Raw genomic sequence first — 19,734 nt, 5'->3', positions numbered from 1 at the left:
ATTCAAATTATTTCTCTTTAAAATAAGACTTACTATCTATTTTCATTTTAGTATAATTTCCATCTAGGTGCTATCAATACTCCCATAGGCTTTAGCTGATATTCATATGCCCAGCTAGTACCCTCAGTTCGCCATGCATTAGGACCAAACCAAGTTGTTGAGTGATTGCAGTTGTGAACTGTACCAAAAGTATTAACTCTATTTCCGAAGGCTGTAATATCAATTACATGAGTTCCTTCCTTCACCTTTCCCAGACTTAAAGTATAAGGAGCAAAAGCAATCTTACCCTTTTCTACTCCATCAAAAGATACTGATAGAAGTGGATTTCTAAACTGTGAAGCTTCAAGCACTAATTCACCTTCCTGACTTTCAATTAAGCAGTGATAGGTTACGTTTCCAGTATAAAAAGGCAGTCCTTGCTTAGTCCAATCCCCAAAGGCTAATATTTCTACAGGTTTTATTATTTTTGCCCTGCTTCCCTTTACCTCTACTCCAAAGTCTCCAAGCAGATAACACCATTCCACATTTGTCTTTGAATTAAAAGGGATATTTAAAATTATTTCTGATTTACCTTCTTGTAAACTTGGAAGTTTTATTTTTTTAATACACTCATCAACGTACCAGCCTTCTATGAGTTTTTCCATTTTACTTCCATTTATTATTATTTCTGCAGCCTCTGCATTTTCTATAGCTAAATAAGGATTTTTTACTGCTATCTCTGATTCAATAGTGAATTTTAGGCTAAGCTTATGTTCAAGTTTTTCTTCTTCAGGATTAACCCAAGGCTGTGCAAACGCCTCCATCCTTAGTGGATATCCTAACTTTTCTCTAAACTTATTATCAATTCGTAGTAGTTCCTCTCTTTCATTCCACTCTCCTCCATCAAAAGAGTATTCCGCCATATCAAGTAAAAGACAATTTGGTTCGGAAAGTGATACTGGTACAAGGTCCTTTAAATGTAACTCATTGATGTGCTGTTTATTTTCATCTCTTAATGAGTTTTCTTTTATAGGTTCTCCTTCTTCAAGACAAAGCAATAGACTGTCATGCTGTGAAAATTCATGTTTAATCCAAGTTTCATCACCCTTGATTAGAGCAGGATAAGGATAAACCTCTCCGTTCATAGCATTATATACTTGTATATTCCATTTTCCGTTAACTTTAATGTTAATCTTTTCCATAGATGCTATATCGGGATTATTCATCTTTTTAACATGACAAATAAATAGCCATCTCCTGCCTTCATCCTCTCTCATTTGATAAAATAAGTTATCCGAAGCTGATCCATCTTCTTTCCTTATATCTATCTCTCTATAGCCTTCAAGCGCTTTTAATATCCTGTTCTTTGTAAAAGGAATATTTGAACACTTATGAGCCAGTTCTTTAACTCTATTGGACTTTACAGCATCTACCAATGTTGGAATCTCACCAATAAATATGATTTTACCTCCTGCCTCCGAGAAAGCCTCCAATCTTTCTACAGTAGTTGAACGCAGAGTCTCACAATTAGGCACTAATACAACATCATAATTCATTTTCCCAACCTTTACAGGTGTAGCTGCTTCTAATGAAGTTTGATCAGGAAACAGAGATTCAGCAATAAAATCAAAATCAATAAGTCCAAATAATAACCATTCAATAATATTTTCAAAGTTATTCTGCATCTCCTCACGTATTACTGCTGTCTGCTCTTCTGGACCGAAGTGTATCCAGTATGACTCTATTGGGTGTATAACTCCAACCTTAACACGAGCTTTACCTCTTGTCATAACTGTGTTTAAACGGCTAAAGTAATTCTCTATCAATGAATATTCCTTATACCAGGGAGACTGATAACCAATACTTGCAGGATAATCTCTCTTAGCTTCTCCCTCCATGGATACCCAACTCAGGTGGTGGACACGTGTTGTGACCCCTAATGCTGCCTGCCAGTCCCCTGCCAATTTATGTCCTCTAAAATCAAAATCCCAGTTTGTTACTCCATAAATCTCGCTTAAAACCCCAGGGCATCCAAATTGATGAGCTGCACTTTGAGCCTGTTTTGCAGTTGAATATTCTCTATCATCACATAACATGTCTATACCTGGAAGCTGAAAAGAACGATAGGAACGCATTGCTTCTCCTAAGGCTCTCGTTTGAGAATTAAGAGTTGGCTCCTCCATCATATGGCCAGTAAGCATTATTCTATGAGCTTTGCACCAATTACCTACAGTATCTGCAAAAGCTGAAGAGAATCTTTCGCTTAAATGGTCATGATATAGATATCTTACCTTAGATATTTTACCCTCTGAAAGCTCCCAAAAAATCTCTGGAAGATAATCAAGAATACTATTTCCATAAGCTTTTTTATAAGTTTCATCAAAATCATCTGTGAAGGGCAATATTATCTCCTTTTCTTCTTCAGCATAACCTAGATTTTCCTTATGACAAAATTGAGGCTCGTCTGTAAATATTGCTGGTATTGACTTTCCGAAGTCGTCTCCAAATTTACTATAGTATCTTTCGTGAGTTACTTCTATAAATTTATTAATTGCTTTCGGATCTAATGTATTTACATAGGCTTGGTTATTAAACCAAGGATTAATACCAGCGGTTTCAAGATAGGCCAACCAAACCTTAGCCCCTATAGAAGTTGATTCATTATCTTTTAATCTCTTATAGCTTGCCAGGCGCCCATTATCTAGTATTACTTCATACCTTGCAAGCATCTTCCTATCGCTACTTCTCTGTGGTCTTGCTGATGAAGTATACTCACTTGCAGCTAGATCTTCCCCTTCATAAGGTTTTGGTGTAAATACAAGAAATCTAGATATATATTTCTTTTCCTTTGTAACTAACCCGCCAGCTGATCCTGAAGGCCATCTATCCTCATCATATAGCCAGCAGAGCATTTTATTTTCTTTAGCTTTATCATTACACTCTTCTACAAGCTTCATAAATTCATCACTTAAATACTCTATAGCCATACCGGTACGGCAATGAATATGAAAACCTCCCATTCCCATTTCCTTAAGCTGGTCAATTTCTTTTAACAGCAGTTCTTTATCTATCTTGCAATTCCAAGCCCAGAAAGGAGTCCCTCTGTACTCTGAGGTGGGATTACTGAAAAGTTCTGTACATAGTTTTTTCTCTTTATTTCTAGGATAAAGCATAAATTCACCTCATTATTAAAAATACAAAGGAGCTGTCTTTAATTTTAACTTTAAGACAACTCCTTTTTTAAAAGAACTATTTTATATTTTTGTATTACTTTAATATTTCTTTGAGTTCGCCCTTTACCTTATTCCAATTTTCTGTCCACCACTTATCTGCAGTGGCTGAACCCATTTTCTTAATATCAGCTATCATGCTGTCCTTAGTTGAAGCAAATTCTGCATCACTCTTAGCTAATACTACTTTTGAAACATTTTTCTTCACATAGTCCTCTATGTCAGCTGTTATTTTCTTAATATCATTTGGTATTACAGGCATAACAGTTTTCATTTCAGGAGTATATGATGGAGCTTTTAATTTTCCTTCTTTTTCAAGCTTAGTGAATAACTCACCAGGTACTGAAACTCCATATTTGTCGCTGTAATCTTTATATCCAGCATTATTTCTGCTTGCATATGCTGCTTTACCGTAAGTAAATAAATCCATTGGAGACTTATCAATTTCACTTACTGATTGTGGTAAGAAGCCTGAAAGTTTTTGATATGCATTTATTCCAGTATTGTTAAGGAAGTTTTTATCATTCTTTTGAGCTTCTAATGTTTCTGGCTTAACAACTGACTTGCCATCTACTATATCCCACTGAGTTCCTTTTACTCCGCTAAATATAGTTCTTGACCCCTCAGGTGAGAAAGTGTAGTTTAGAAGGTCCATTACTCTATCAGGAACCTTGCAGTCCTTACCTATGAATAATTGGAAAACTCCATTAGTTCCAATGTAACTTTCATTAACATAAGTATTGTTGTAACCAAAATCACCCGGAATTGGAATACCTATATAAGATGCTAGCTTAGCATCTGGATTTGCTGAGTTTCCTACTACACCTGTGTAAATTTCATCTGGCTGCCAGAATGCTGGAACAGTTAAGAACTGACCTGCTTTAGCCTTCGCCATATAGTTATCATATTTATTTATAAAGAAGTCCGGGTCAAGTATGCCTGCTTTATTAGCCTTATAATAGAATTCTGCAGCTCTCCAGAATAAGCTATTCTTATCAGTGAAAGATGCTTCTAAATTATCATCTGGAGTTTGGTTATACATTACATTCATGTCTTTCATACCATTTGGATAAGCGAATTGAGTAGCAAAATTCCAAAGGCCCCAATCCTGCCATCCTGAAATTCCATAAACAGGTTTTCCGTCTTTAGTTGTTGGATGAGCCTTCTGCATTTTAGCAAGTACATTTATAAACTCATCTAGCGTCTTTATTTCAGGAGCTCCTGCTTCTTTGTAATAATCCCATCTTGTATAGAATGAGGTTAAATTTGGCTGGAAGTCTTGAACCTTTCCGCCTGTCGGATTACCATTGAGTACTGGAAGAAAGTACTGTTTTCCATCTCCTCCGCTTTTATATTTTTTATAGATTGCTAATGGTTTTGCATGATATTTTAAAATATTTTGTCCATTGCTCTTTAGCAAATCATCAATAGGTAAAGCTAACTTATTAGTCAATACTGTTGGGATATTATCATTAGTAACAAAGTTTAAGTCATAAACGTCGCCGCCTGCAAGCATTACTTTAGACTTATCAGGACTTCCAGCTATTACATTGATCTTAACTCCTGTTTGCTTCTCAATTTCTTTCGCAACATCATTTGCTGATGAAGCAGTAAAAGCATCTTCGAAATACCAGTCTATTGTAACTGGCTTTTTAGATTTTTCACCTTGTGAGTTTTCATTAGCTGGTTGACTTTTGTTACATCCAGAAGCTGTTGTAAAGATACTTATAACCAAACCTAATGCTAATACTCTTGATAGAATCTTTTTACATAACATTTGCATGCTCCCCCTAAAATAATATTTAGTTACTTCTATATTAATATAATTAGTATAGACTTTAAAATGGTAACATCTACCCTTTCACAGCCCCCATCATTATTCCTTTTACAAAATACTTTTGCATAAAAGGATAAACAAGCAATATTGGAAGTGTTACAACAACAGTTATTGTCATTCTTATTGATTCCGGCGATAAATTTTTTAAGGCTGATACATTAACATTGCCGACGTTAGCTGATGCTGCAATACTCTGGGCCTGATTCAAATAATTGTACAGAATAAGCTGCAGTGTCTGCAGATTTTTGCTAGCTACAAGGAAAAAATTATCATGCCAGGTGTTCCACTGGCCTACTGACGCAAATACCACAATAGTTGCTAATATCGGTTTGCTTAAAGGAAGAATAATCTTCCAGAATACTGTAAAGTAGCCTGCTCCATCTATCATAGCGGACTCTTCTAATGAAGCCGGCAATTGCTCGAAAAAGGTTTTTAAAAGTATTATATAGTAGGCATTAACGGCGTAAGGTAGTATATAAAGCAGAAAGTTATTTTTTAGTCCAAGGTTTTTCATAGTAATATACCAAGGAATAAGCCCTGCATTTAAATACATTGCCATAGCACATATTCTGTAGATAATTTTTCTATAAGGTAGTTCGTTCTTTGAAACTGCATAGGCAAACAAACTGGATAGCACTAGCGTAATAGTTGTACCAATTAATGTCCTAGCAAGTGAAACTATAAATGCTGAAAAAATTCCGTTAAGGTTGAAAATTTGGGAATAAGAATCAAGTTTAAATCCAGCAGGTAGAAGATATATACCGCGAGCTGTTTTATCTGGATTGCTTATTGAAAATATAAAAACGTAATAAAAAGGATATATGCAGATGAGCATAAAAAGTATTAATATTATTGTGTTAATAACGTCAAAAGTCATATCTCCAATACGTATTTTTCTTCTATTCATTTGCAAAAGTCCTCCTTTCCAAATTTATATAAATGCTGTTCCTCTTATTTTTTTTGCGACAAAGTTGCATATAAACAAAATTGTGATACTGATGGCGCTCTTAAACATGCCTACTGCTGTTGCAAAAGAATACTGAGCATTCTGTATTCCTGACCTATATACATAGAAGTCAAGCACATCTAGCTTATTTGCTACTATAGGATTATTAAATACGAAAAACTGATCAAATCCATTTGATAGTATATTACTTGCTTGTAAAAGCAATAATACTAGGAAGGTCTCTGATATACCCGGCAATGTAATGTAAATAATCTTATGAAATCTATTAGCTCCATCCACTGTGGCTGCCTCATATAACTCCTGATCTATTCCTGTTATAGCTGCTAAGTATATAATAGTGTTCCATCCTGCTGTTTTCCAAACTACAATAAGTGCTTGTATTATCCACGCATGATCAGCATTAGCTAGGATATTTACTCCCTGTGAATTTGGATTTATCATTTTTACTAAGGAATTAAGCATACCTTCATTTGAAAATATGGCATATAGGAAAGCGTAGACTAATATCCAGCTTATAAAGTTTGGTAAAGTTGTGGTAGTTTGAATTAGTTTTTGCAAGCGTTTACTCTTTAGTTCGGAAATCATCACTGCTAATATAACTGGAAAAAAGCTAAATAGTAAGTTTAATAAACTGATTGACAGGGTATTTACTAAGACACTCCTAATTTGTAGTTCTGTAACTGCCATCTTTATATATTTTAATCCTGCAAAAGTCTCAGCATTTAATTTAATGCCAGGCATATAATCGAAAAATGCATAACTCCATCCAAACAACGGAAGATAACTAAAGGTAATGAGTAACAATAGAGGCGGTATCGCCATTAACAACAGTGTTGCCTTTCCAGATCTATTTTGTTTTTTGTATTTACTCAAACCTGTTTTTTTGTGTTTTGCTACTTGCATGTTCAACTTAAGAACCTCCTCTCCTCTTCATACTCATATGATACTATCTTTCTTTTTTTTAATATATAAATGATTCTACGAATTTTTGCACTATTATACTAGCTTTGCATCGCAGTCAAAAAACTAGATATTATTATTGCATTATTTTACGAATTATTAATTTTCAAGCATTTAAGACATTACAAAAGGTATAGGTGCTGTATTAAATACAACCTCTATACCTTTCTAGGAAAATAAAATCTTTAATTAAGTTTTGGTATCTTCAAGCTTACTGTTGTGCCTTTTCCTTCTATACTATCCAAGTGCATTCCATACTCATATCCAAAAAATAATTTTATTCTTTTATTTACATTTACAAGGCCAATACTTTTTTCTTCTTCTTTATCTTCTATGACCTCTTGAGTTTCAGTTTCATTTAATTTCTTTTGAATATTTTCTATAATGTCCTTTTTCATTCCTTCACCATTATCCTTAACTTTTACTAAAATATCCTGTCCTGAACTTTCAGCACTAATAACAATCCTAATTTCAGGACGTTTTTCCTCTAATCCATGCAAAATGCTATTTTCAACTATAGGTTGAAGCACAAACTTTATTATTTTAAAGTTATTAAATTCCTCACTTATCCTTATTTCCAGCTTTAGTACTTCACCATACCTGTAATTCATAACCCTTACATAATTTTCTATATATAAGGTTTCTTCGGAAATTGTGCAAAGAGGATTGTTTTTTTTAAATATTGGCCTTAGCATATTACCAAGAACAGTAATAGCATCTGCAACATTTGTCGCATTTGCTCCATAAGCCATCCACTTAATAGTATTTAAAGAATTATATAAAAAATGCGGATTTATTTGGGCTTGCAAGGCTTCGATTTCATACCTTCTCTTCTTTTCTTCAATAACCTTTACTTCATATACAAGTCCATTTATGCTTTGTGACATCTTATTAAATTGTCTTCCTACATAATCTAGTTCGTTATTCACATTTAAATCAAGAGTTGTATTTAAATCTCCACCCTGCATTTTCTTCATGGCACTTACTAAATGATTCAAGGGATTAGTTATTCTATAAATCCAATAACCTGAAATAATAAAGGAGGCAATTACACTTAATACATTGACTATAATAATAGTTAATCGTAATAATCGAATATCACTATAATATATATTGTAAGGTATTTCTGCCACAAGATGCCAATCCTTCATTATAACGTTTCCATTAACCACATGTCTTTTATCGTCTTTTGCATCATAAACAAAGCTGCTATTTACTTTTTTATTTTTTATGTCATCAAATATCACGCTCTCTGTTTTAAGAGAAGACTTGTCTGCGCTTGAGACAATTATTCCCTTGTCATCAGTAATGTACATATTAATTCCAGATTGATTATTAAGGTTGTTATACATGCTTGTGAAATTTGATTCATAAAGATTTATAACAATAGATCCAACCACAACTTGTACAGAGTCCTTTAAACTTCTTGATGCTGTAATTAAACGCTGGTTAGCTCCTGTGTATCCATATCTTTGAATATCAAAGTCTCCTGCAATAAAGCTTCCATTCCAAATAGTACTTATAGGGTTTTCTTTTATGCTTTTGTATATATCCGAAGAATAAAAAAAACAATTTGATGGGTTAACTCTATAATAGTCAAATCTACTTCTAGTGGATGCAAAAATTACCCCATTTTCACCAAATACATATATAGAATGAATTGCTCTATTGTTATCTATGTAAGCTTCCAGCCTTTCTACAACAGATTTTGCAGTTTGAACTTTTAAGTAATCATTTAAGTTATCGTAATTCAACATGTTCTGAATATTAATATCTGATGAAATTAAATTAATAACTCTATTAACTTCATTGTCTAAAAAAGATATATTATATTCAGCCTGGTTTATACGCTCCTCAACAATTACCTCCATTTGCTTTTTCATAATATCAAAAACATTTACATATACCAATACGGAACCTACAGCAAGAATTAAAAAAGTCATTGCCATAAAAGATATGATAAGCTGAGTTTTAAACTTTAAGCTAATTCCCTTTCCTCTTAAGAACTTATTCTTGCCTGATATCATTCCTATAACATATTTCCTAAACATGTCCCCTCCTATATTCGTTAGGTGTCATTCCCACAACTTTTTTGAAAAGTCTGTTGAAGTAACTATCATGAGAAAATCCAACCTCTTCAGCAACCCTGTAGGACTTCATAGGAGTATCTCTAAGTAATTTTTTTGCTTCTTCCAATCTAACTTGATTTAAAACGTCTACATAATTAACGTTAAGCTCCTTTTTAAATAAGCTGCTGAGATAATTGGGGCTGATACAAACCTCATTAGCTACTTGCTGAAGCGAAATATTTTCTTTATAGTTTTGTTTAATGAATTTAATTGACTCAACAATCTCACGACTGTAATTGTGCAATTTGCTGTCTAGTTTCTTTAAGTCCCTCATATACTCTTCGAAAACAATCAATGATTGTTTATAAGTATCCACATCATCAATTCTTTTAATAAATTCCATTAAAATTGATGAAACCGAAACATCCGACATATTAAACATGATTGGAATAACATCCAGCAGTTTGCATAGTTCTCTTAAAACAGCTTTCTTCTCAACCCTTTTACTAACCATTTGTTCCTTAAATATAGTTTTAAGTTTCATAGCTTGTTCATTTTCAATTAACTTCTGTGAAACCGCTCCACCCAGTTGCAAGTTCATTTTCTCTATAACGTCTTTATATAGACCTTCATAATTTATTTCTTTTGAATAGATTATAGCGCTTTGTCCATAAAAAAACTTTAGTTCAATAGCCTTTAAAGCATCTTCATAGCCTTTTCTTAATGATTTATATCCATCGTTGATTTCACTTGCGCCAAAGGACACACTCACATTAAAGAAGGATCTAAATACTCGCATTAAGTGTTCAAGTATCTTATTTATTTCAGCTGATACTTTGTAATCGTTTGAAATATCATTAAAACTAAATAAAATTATAAATCTTCTTTGATCATCTTGAAAAACTTCACCGCGTCCATAGCTGTCAAGCACTTCGTTAATCATATTGAGAAGTGAAAATCTAATAAGCCCGCCTTTTTCATCCTTAAAAACGCCCTTGAGCTTATTATATTCATCTATTTCCATAACACATACAACAAGCCTTGCTGGATTAATTCTGCAGTCTAATTCCTTTAATTGTCTTTGAAAATCTTCATCTTTATAAAAATTATAGAATAAAAAACCCTTAAAAAGATTCTCTTTAAGAAAAATCGTATCCTTATCTTCCTGGTTATGATTATGATTTTTACCCTTGCTATGATTAAGTTTGTCCTTTACTTTTAGAAGAACCTGCTCCATTTCTGCAAAGGTCATAGTTAGTTTAAGTATATAATCACATACTCCTAATCTCATTGCACTTTTGACCAAATCAAATTCCTCAAGACAAGAAAGTATAACTATTTGGGTTAATTTATCCTGCTCTCTTATTTTTCCTATAAGTTCCATACCACTCATAATGGGCATCTTTATGTCAGTGATAACTAAGTCCGGCAACTCATTTTGATATATTTCCCATGCATCTTTTCCATTTGAAGCTTCATCAATGACCTGCATATCGAATTTATCCCATTTTATAGAGTTAATAATTCCATTCCTTACGAGTATCTCATCTTCTACAATTAACACCTTGTACATTAAATCCCCCTTTAAAGCATGGATTATATTAATAATTAATCCTATCATATTATTGTTTTTATATTCAACACAATATTACTTCCATCTGAAAAGTACTGACACCTTTGAATAGAAAAAATGCTACCAGTACATGCTAAAGAAGAGCATAAATAGACTTGTAATTTCAAATCTGTTTACACTCTCACTTTATTGTTGATTATTTTGTGGAATCATCTAGTATTAATATCCAGTCGTTATTTCTACCATTTGAAGGAGCAGTAAAATGTTGAACTCCATCATTAGAGTATTGATCGATATATAGAAACTTCCCATTTCTCGGGTTATACCATTGAGCCTTTATATTACATCCTGATATTCTACCCATGTTAACTTTAATAGGCAGCCCATTTGGGCTGTATATATAAGCATAATCTTTTCCTCTTGCTGCTTGTAAATGACTTGCCCCTGAATAATTTTCAGCAATTAAATCTTGATCAGGAATCATATCAAGAAATGTTCTTGATTCAATTAACGCTCTCGCATATTTCATCTGGCCTGCGCCCGGACGATCCAGAGCTGTTTTCCAATCCATTATATAAAAGTCATCTGGCTCTGTGCACATGCACCATACAGTACTATGGCCATAGGTATGACCAAAGGCCCCAGCAAATAAAGCCCAGTAAGTTGCTTGTCTTACATCAAAGTCATCAAAGAAGCCATTTTCAGCTTTAAAGCTGATTGGAAAATCTTCATAACGAGGTTCTCCATCAAAAGTAGGCTTAATAGGCTCCTTTAAGTAATCTTCGCTGACAAACAGATAATTTTTCAAATTCAGGCTTCCATGTCCCGATTGGATCATATTAAAATCCAGCCACTGTTCATCATGAAGATGATAGGCAGATGAACGCTCTCCTGCGGTGTGGAAAGTCATTAGATGCTTTCCGTTATCTCCTTCTCTTATACCTCTAGCCATTTCATTTATCACATCAAAATGTCTTGTAGTTGTCAGATATCTGTCACCGCCTAAAATCCATATTATATTCTTTTTATACTTATAGCGTTCACCTAGCCATTTGCCATATACCCTTGCATTTTCAGCATTGAATATTTCTGGTCCTTTTCCATCACACTTGTTAAACTTATCTCCCCAAGTAGGAAGCAATGCAATATATAAACCCAAAGATGCAGCCTTATCTATTATATAATCCATATGATCCCAATAAGTATATTTATTTTCTCCTTCAACACATATGTCAGGCATTGCAGGATCATATTCACCTTTACTGTTTTTTAATAATGGCTTTCTTCCATATGCATTAGCAATTTCTAAACCGTAAAATTCAGCTAAAGCTACAGCTTGTATTACATTAAACTCTTTTTCCGCTCTGTTCTGAAGATAGAGTTCTGCCTCTTCCCTACTAAGTTTATGAAAAAGCTCCCAAGCTGTATCCCCCAGCCAAAAGAAAGGACTTCCATCCTCTTTTACTATAAACCTCTTATTATCACTTATTTTAAGTTCTAAAATCTTTTCCATATTATCACCCTGTTTATTAAGACTTATTCTACTTTTCTAGGAGCTTTAAGTTTTTCTCAATTAATTCACTTCGTTGTGCTGCACATTCTAGGGAACGGAATCTATCCTCTGGAGTATTGAAAACATAATCCATCAATTTTACTTTTGTAGTGGTTGCAACATGCATTCTTGTGTCGCTGGACGCATAGTAAATAAAAACTTCTTCACTTTCGTTCACTACTGCTCCATTACAGAATATTACGTTAGACACATCTCCAACTCTTTCTTCATCATAAGGGGATATAAAATGTCCTCCCGGTATAGCTGTAATTTCAGCTGGATTTTCCAAGCTTGTTGCAAACGCATATAGTACATATCTTAGTCCTGCTGCAGTATTACGTACTCCATGAGCAATATGAATCCAGCCCTTGTCTGTTTTTATAGGTGCAGGTCCCTGTCCATTTTTCACTTCATATATGGTATGATATCTTTTCTCATGAATTACTTTCTCTTGTACTATTGCAGGTTTTGTAATGTCTTTACATAATCCAAAAGCAATTCCACCGCCGCTCCCTGTGGAAATAAATCCATCTTGGGGACGAGTATAAAATGCATATTGACTATCAACAAATTCCGGATGAATCACAACATTTCGCTGCTGAGGAGATGGAGTTTTAATATTGGGAAGTCTTTCCCAGGTCTTCATATCCTTTGTTCTTACCAAGCCAGCTTGAGCAACAGCACTTGATGTATCAAAAGCAGATGCCTCAGGATCCTTTCTTTCAGAGCAATAAATTCCATAAATCCATCCATCTTCATGCTGTACTAATCTCATGTCATATATATTTGTTTCTTCTTTATCTATGTCTTCCCAGGATATAGGGTAATCCCAAAATCTAAAGTTATCAATTCCATTATCACTTTCAGCTACAGCAAAAAATGACTTTCTGTCTAAACCTTCTACACGAGCTACTAAATAGTACTTTCCGTTTAGATAAATAGCTCCTGCATTAAGAGTAGCATTGATTCCCAATCTCTCCATAAAATAAGGGTTTGTTTCTTTATTCAAATCATATCTCCAGTAGATAGGGGTATGATGTCTTGTAAGCACAGGATATTCATACCTATCATATATCCCATTATAAAAATCATCTTTTTTTATGTTTTCTCTACTTAATAGCTTCTCTTGTTTTTCTAGTAATTCATAATATTTTTCATGAATCATACATTCACATCCTTATATTTATTTAAAAACACATATCTCTATATATTACTTTCTGGAACGATAGCTCCTTCTTCTTTTAGTATTTTTCTCAGCTTCATTATGTCAATATCCCTTACCTGAACATTACTTTTAATACTTAATACTGCTGCTGCAGCAGCTGCTTGTCCCATAGCCATACAAGATGCTTTAATTCTATAGGCTGAATTAGCCAGCCTGTCACCAGAAATACATCTGCCTGCCACCATAACATTTGAAAATCCCTTTGGAATTAATGCTCCTAGAGGTATTACAGGCACCTTTCCCTTATCTAAAAAAATATTTTCCAAGGTATTTTCTCCCTTTGTATGCAAATCCACAGGATAATAAGTATAGCAAACTGCATCATTAAAAAGTTTGGCCTTCAGATAATCTTCAACGGTTATATATTTATCTCCTATAATACGCCTTGTTTCTCTTATGCATACTTCATTGCCACAGGCAACAGGTTCTATATTCTCAGCACCATTTACATACTTTCGTGCCCATTTTATTATGCGATTTACAGATTTACGTCCTTCTACTTCAGCACAAGCCTTACTTTCATTATCTACTCCATTAACCTCAATATGATTGATGTTGTTTCCGTAGTGGCTGAATATTACCATAGAATTTCCGGACCAATAATCTTCTCTTGTTAGCTCTCCCTTTTGTCTGGCATAGCTAAAGGCTTCCTCAACTTGGACTTCCTTAATATCTTTTAAGTCATACCCAGTTGGGTAAAATCTTAGTGTTCCCGGCTGAACTTCCTTGGTAAAAGGATCTCCGAGCTCATATTCAGCTCCACCCATTGCACAAACATCACCATCTCCTGTACAATCAATTATCATTTTTCCTTTCAAAGCTTCTGGTCCGTTTTTTGAAGCAAGAATAATTCCTTTAACCTTCTTAAAGCCCTCTTCTTTAGAAACTATAACGTCTATAATCTGCTGAAGCAAAAATACCTTTACATTGGCTTCAGCACACATTTCATCCATCATATATGCTGCCATAGGACCATTTACTTTAACTCCTAATTCCCAATGAGGTACACCAAACTTAAAGTCAGGTATTTTTGCAAACCCTTCCTTTTCAAGTCGCTTCATAAGCTCCCAGCCCACACCTGATATTATTTGTTTATCACCTGCAAAGAACAATGCCACTTCAGTATTTCCACCTGTGGTTATTGCCCCTCCAAGAGCCCCATATTGCTCCACTAAGGCAACCTTTAATCCCAATCTTCCTGCTTGCACAGCTGCTGAAAAACCTGCTGGTCCACCACCGCAGACAATTATGTCATATTCATCTATAACTTTTAGTCTTTTTGTATAGTCAAGGAACAAAATAAAACCTCCCCACTATTTCTAAACAACTTATCTAATTATCTAAATACTCATAGGTAGCCATTTTATTATTTCCTGAGCTACAATTCCATGACCTGCCCGGTTTGGGTGATTAACACTTATAAGGAAATCCTCTGTCGCATAGCCTAGCTCTAGTTTTTTACTTAATGCTGCATAGGAATCTACAAGTCCCACAGAATATTCCTCAGCAAGATTTCTTATCATCTGTGCAAGACAGGACAGATCTGATTGAAGACTATTCGCATCATAATAAACCTGACCGCAATCTAAGGTTGGTGTCAGAAGCAATATCTTAATATTTCTTTCAAGCGATGCTTCAATCATTGTCCTCCAAGCTGCTTCAACTTCTATCCTGTTGTTAAAACGATCATTTAGTGCATAATCAATAGTTATTAAATCAGGGTTATGAGATAAAGTATCCCTTTCAAATCTATTAACTCCCTGAACAGCACCTTCACCGCCTATAGCACTTGTAATAACATTTGTTACAGAAAAGGGAAATCTTTTGCACAGCAGCTGCCGCATCAAATGTGGATATGCATCAAGAGCACGTACAATGCCTTTAGTTGTGTATCCTGCAGGAACACTATGTCCATGGCAAACAATATTAATAGTTCGATTTTCCGGACTGACTTTGCAAAGCTCTTTAACAATTGGTAAAAGATATTCATTTCTTTCTGCCAGCATAAACTTCGCTCCTTATATTTATATTTCATAATTTATTGTTAGATTTCTTTTAAATATACTTTTTCATACTCATATGATACTATCTTTATTTATACAAAATATATAAATAAATCTACGAATTCTTATACAATTATACTGACATACCTATAAGAAAAGGGTCTCCATAGATTTTTTTATAATATCTTACGATTTATTAACTATAAAGGCATAGGATTTATAGTTTCTTTAATTCCTATGCCTTCTTACTTTATTAATTCAATTTACAAATCAATTGAAGGGAGTTGAAATCATCAGTTCACCTGTTATATTTATCGCTTCCAGCACAATTCCCCAAGGGGTATTTTTCTTATGTATTTCTATTTTTTCAGTAACCATATATGGATGTGAAGAATTTAAAAGAAGCTCTGTGCTTTCTTCAAAGCCTTTCTCAGGAAAAATTCTTACTGTAGCTTTTTTAAGGCCGCATACCTGTATCCTTCTCCTCATTTGATAACTTACAGGTGTATATTCCTTACAGAAGAGCATAGTATCTTCCTCTTGTTCAACAAATACACGGCATTCGGCTTGCCAAGCTCTTGGCATTGAGTATACAGAATGTCCACTAGTAAGTTTTGTTTCACTTCCCATTAGAAGTGGAGCACCTAAAGGAAACTTCATTTTCATTCTTACTGTTGTATTTGGAATATATCCTGAGAAATAAAAACCATTATTGTGTCTGTGAAGCATGGTCACAGGACTTTTCACATAAGGTCCATCCTTTATTAATCCTATATTAAATCCAAATTCCTGAAGAGCTAGACGCATCAATATTTCCATTGGATAATATTCTTCAGGGTTATGGGGTAGCAATAAAAAGGAGCCTTTAACATAATTATTAGAGCTTGTTCCTCTAATCCAGGCAACGGCGCCATTATTCCATTCATCACAGTTCCTGTATAAAGCGACAACTCTATTTTCCTTATTATCTTGAACCTCTGCCAATACTTTTGTACAGCTATCTAGTTCATTATTTAATACAGTATCTATCCCTCCATCGGACATAAGTTTTATGTGGTTTATCTTAATTGGATAGGCACTTGATTCCATATCATCGGATAAAAGGTTAAGCTTAAGATCCAGAATCCCGTCAATGGATACAATACGCTGAAGATTTAATGCTTCAAGCAGTTTTTTTCCTGCTTTATCTATACCACCGTAAAGTATAACCTTACCTCCATTTTGTATAAAGCTTATTAATACCTTCTCAAGTTTACTATCTTTTTCCGGAACCGGTGTTATAATTACTGAACCTGCAAATAAATCTACACTCACACTTAAGGAGGATATAAAATTATCCGTAGAAACTACCGTACTTATAGGAAGCCCATTATTTATTGAGCCACGAATAAACCAGTCCTCAAAGAAAGGCTTTTCCACCTTTGCTTCATTAGGTGAGGCATTTTCATAGTATTCTCTGAAGGGATAAACCCACACGAAAGGTGAAACGTCATCCGGTTGATTATTGTAGGCCTTCAGAATATGTGGAATAATTTCATTAGGGCACTGATCCGGCATTTCACCTAAGGAGGTATCGATAGTTAAAAAATTCAAGTGATTTGGATTCTTTATTTCACCTTGCTCATTAAGCCTTGAAACTGCAAGAGGCAGATAAATGTCATGTGGCTGTCCTTCATATCTGTCAATCCATGGACTGTTCATCCACCATGGATCATGAACATAAAATCTATATAAAAAGTCATCTCCAGCTGGCAACTCTGCTATTCTAGACATATAACCACATAATTCTAAGCCGAAGTCACCGTCTAAAGCTGCCCAGGGTGAGTTAGGGGGAGGAAGTATATTGTATCCACCATCATAAATATTTTTTAAATTCACTCCATCTGTTGCAAGATCAATTCCTGCTGAAAGGTTTGTCCCCCTTGTTTCAACAGGAAACTTTGGACATTCCTTTCTGAATAATTCCCAAAACTCTATGATTTTCTGCTGTGTCTCTTCCATTTTTTCAGGATAGAATTTTTCACCGTCGAAGATAGCCCCAGTAGTTCCCCAGGTTTCAGTGCCAAAACCAAAACCATTAGAAAGCCATAGATAGTCAAAGCCCATATCCGTTAAAAAATTCTGACATTGCCTTCCAAAGAATTTTCCAAAAGGTGTGCCCTCAGGTATTCCAAATGGGAATCCTGCATAGTGGCACTTATCAGCATGTAAAACAGAATAGCAGCAGACAAAGCTCTTTTTGCCCATAGTATCGCCTAAAAGTATTTCCTCATGACGATTATATTTAAAGTCTGATTTTGCAAATTCTGGTCCTGGGTCAAAGGTTGCCCCCACCCGTGTAGTTTTTCCTGTAACTTCATGTCCTACTCTTTTGAAGGTTTCTATTACCTTCTTTAAAATGCCGTAGGTGAATATCGCAGGGTTTTCAGTATATAAGTAGTAGGTTGTGTGCAAACCCTTTCCCTCAGGATCTCTTTCTTTATCCCAGCTAGTTCTGGGATTTGCTCCACCAATATATCTAGCCCATTCAAATTGTTCATTTAAATCTGCCTTATAATCTAAAATTTCAGAGCCATCAGATATCCATAAAAGTATGGAAACCATATTAGCGTGGTCTAATAGCTTTGACCATTGAGAAAATGCTTTCCGACAAACAGCTTCAATAGATTTGTCATCTGTTTGTTTAAATGGCTTCAAACTTATCTCTAAAGTGATATTCTTCAAATTATCCATGCTATCGCTCCTTTTGTTATGCTTTTACAATCACAGCTTCAATCCCTAATACTTCCGCAATTTTCTTTAATGTTTTTGCATGGTGTCCTACTCCTAAAGCATAGTGATGTGTAGGCCCTTCCATAACCCATGCTTTTACAAACTCTTTTGTATTTGGTTCAAAGAAACCACGAGTATTAGTGTTTCCAGTTGCAGGAATAGGTCCTTTCTTAGATATGCCTTCCCCAATTACAAATTTAAATTTCCCCTCAGCATTTTGAGTAATTCCGAGCATGGTAATTGGACCTTCCTTCAGTTTAAATTCAACAGATGCGCCGTTCCCAGGCTTGCCGTGATACTTTATTAGAGTCCTTAAAATGGGTTTTCCTTCAGCAATGGCTAAATGATGCGGTCCGTCATGACCTACTAAAATAAAGTCTTCTCTGAAGTCGAAGGGGTGGAATTCTGCAAAGCTGCCTCCAATGTTTAACCTGTCCATAATTAACATTGCTATGCAGGTTTTAATATCATATTCACCACACATAGGAAATCCTTGTGCATTTAATATGGAATTACCTACTATAAAAGAGCTTGCAACTGTTCTATGCAGCGATCCTTCAAGTCCCTCATAGTAATACGCCAAGCCAGTCAGCTTATATTTTTCAATAAGCTTGTCCAGCGCTACAGCAGTTTTAGCAGCTTGATTCAAGTCTGCTTCAGCCAATTTCATAGTTACAGGATCACTTTTGGGATCTGGCATATCAAATTCTTCTTTAATTAATTCCTTTTTTCTCTCTATTTCCACTTCAGTGATTGTATTATATAGCCTAATAACATCGTCTACTTCAATAAGCGGGACATGAACACCAAAGGCTGAAGCTATAGCAGTAGGGTCAGCGTGCATATCATACATAGCTTCTAAAACATGGCCCATAAGACCCATTCTAGCACCCCTTAAGTCATGCAATACTTTAGAAATTTCACACCACTGTGCAATTTCTGCTTTAGCATTTTCATCATTGTACAGTGTTCCTATAACAATATCGCTAACTTTCTTGCCCATCCTTATAGCAACACCAGTAAACTCAGGTACTGAACAAATATTATCGTTCTCAAGCTGCATGAAGGTATTTGCCTTTGAATAGTCCAATCCTCCCAAAGGTTGAAGAGTAACTAATACAATAGGAGCATCAATATTTCTTATAATAGGCGCAAAAGTAGATGAAGTAGCATAGGTTACCATATTACAAAAGAGCATATCAACATTATCAGCCTTCATTTTTTCAAGTATTTCAAAGGCAGCCATGCTGCTGTCAACCATTCCATAATCAATAACTTCAACTTCATTTTCCTCAACCATTCCTTTAAAAATCTCATGATACCCCATGAGGTTATCAAGTAACCCTTCAAATTGACCCCAATAGGTGTCATGACCTACAGCAAATACTCCTATTTTTGCGTTTCTTTTCTTTAATCTTTGAAGCATCTTATTTCCTCCCTAAATAAACTATACAAAATAAACCTTATAACACACACTATCTAAGAATCTATTTTTATTTATAGCTTGATTATATACGGTATACATGCTTATATATATATATAAAGCAAACCGTTATTAGTATAAAGT

General features: G+C 34.6%; 12 protein-coding genes. All 12 read right to left on the bottom strand.

Translation table 11 applies throughout. From position 1 onward, the window contains the following. Nucleotides 1-47 precede the first annotated feature (47 nt). The 12 genes from NBE98_RS04325 to NBE98_RS04270 all read right to left on the bottom strand — a co-directional run bounded on the left by NBE98_RS04325 (nucleotide 48) and on the right by NBE98_RS04270 (nucleotide 19,593). Nucleotides 48-3,152 carry a type 1 glutamine amidotransferase family protein gene (locus NBE98_RS04325; RefSeq protein WP_250812939.1) on the bottom strand — a complete coding sequence of 1,035 codons (3,105 nt, stop codon included), beginning with the start codon at nucleotides 3,150-3,152 and terminating at the stop codon, nucleotides 48-50. Between the two features lie 94 nt (nucleotides 3,153-3,246). Then, entirely contained in the window at nucleotides 3,247-4,986 is a 1,740-nt protein-coding gene (locus tag NBE98_RS04320; RefSeq protein WP_250812938.1) for a type 2 periplasmic-binding domain-containing protein, read from the bottom strand. 76 nt (nucleotides 4,987-5,062) lie between these two features. Next, on the bottom strand, nucleotides 5,063-5,953 hold the full coding sequence (locus NBE98_RS04315; protein ID WP_250812937.1) for a carbohydrate ABC transporter permease: 891 nt from the start codon (nucleotides 5,951-5,953) through the stop codon (nucleotides 5,063-5,065). Between the two features lie 24 nt (nucleotides 5,954-5,977). Next, nucleotides 5,978-6,916 carry an ABC transporter permease gene (locus NBE98_RS04310; protein WP_250817469.1) on the bottom strand — a complete coding sequence of 313 codons (939 nt, stop codon included), beginning with the start codon at nucleotides 6,914-6,916 and terminating at the stop codon, nucleotides 5,978-5,980. Between the two features lie 242 nt (nucleotides 6,917-7,158). Beyond that, nucleotides 7,159-9,024, bottom strand: a complete 1,866-nt coding sequence (locus tag NBE98_RS04305) for a sensor histidine kinase (protein ID WP_250812934.1) — start codon at nucleotides 9,022-9,024, stop codon at nucleotides 7,159-7,161. Beyond that, complete coding sequence (locus NBE98_RS04300; protein WP_250812932.1) at nucleotides 9,017-10,615, bottom strand: helix-turn-helix domain-containing protein; 1,599 nt, start codon at nucleotides 10,613-10,615, stop codon at nucleotides 9,017-9,019. The genes NBE98_RS04305 and NBE98_RS04300 overlap by 8 nt, the downstream gene beginning before the upstream one ends. Before the next feature lie 196 nt (nucleotides 10,616-10,811). Then, the gene (locus NBE98_RS04295; RefSeq protein ID WP_250812930.1) at nucleotides 10,812-12,128 is read right to left on the bottom strand and encodes a glycoside hydrolase family 140 protein; all 1,317 of its coding nucleotides are present in this window, start codon (nucleotides 12,126-12,128) and stop codon (nucleotides 10,812-10,814) included. 28 nt (nucleotides 12,129-12,156) lie between these two features. Beyond that, nucleotides 12,157-13,332 carry a glycoside hydrolase family 130 protein gene (locus NBE98_RS04290; RefSeq protein ID WP_250812928.1) on the bottom strand — a complete coding sequence of 392 codons (1,176 nt, stop codon included), beginning with the start codon at nucleotides 13,330-13,332 and terminating at the stop codon, nucleotides 12,157-12,159. 38 nt (nucleotides 13,333-13,370) lie between these two features. Beyond that, complete coding sequence (locus NBE98_RS04285) at nucleotides 13,371-14,690, bottom strand: FAD-dependent oxidoreductase (RefSeq protein ID WP_250812927.1); 1,320 nt, start codon at nucleotides 14,688-14,690, stop codon at nucleotides 13,371-13,373. A 42-nt stretch (nucleotides 14,691-14,732) separates the two neighbouring features. Next, the gene (locus tag NBE98_RS04280) at nucleotides 14,733-15,398 is read right to left on the bottom strand and encodes an SGNH/GDSL hydrolase family protein (protein WP_250812926.1); all 666 of its coding nucleotides are present in this window, start codon (nucleotides 15,396-15,398) and stop codon (nucleotides 14,733-14,735) included. Nucleotides 15,399-15,665: 267 nt separating this feature from the next. Beyond that, a complete protein-coding gene (locus NBE98_RS04275; RefSeq protein WP_250812925.1) occupies nucleotides 15,666-18,128 on the bottom strand; it encodes a hypothetical protein in 2,463 nt (820 codons plus the stop codon). Between the two features lie 16 nt (nucleotides 18,129-18,144). Next, a complete protein-coding gene (locus NBE98_RS04270) occupies nucleotides 18,145-19,593 on the bottom strand; it encodes an L-fucose/L-arabinose isomerase family protein (protein ID WP_250812924.1) in 1,449 nt (482 codons plus the stop codon). Nucleotides 19,594-19,734 lie beyond the last annotated feature (141 nt).

The organism is Clostridium swellfunianum, assembly GCF_023656515.1.
Classification (GTDB): Bacteria; Bacillota; Clostridia; order Clostridiales; family Clostridiaceae; genus Clostridium_AT; species Clostridium_AT swellfunianum.
Note: the sequence above shows the minus strand (reverse complement) of the source record. Positions and strands in the feature narration are given on the sequence as shown.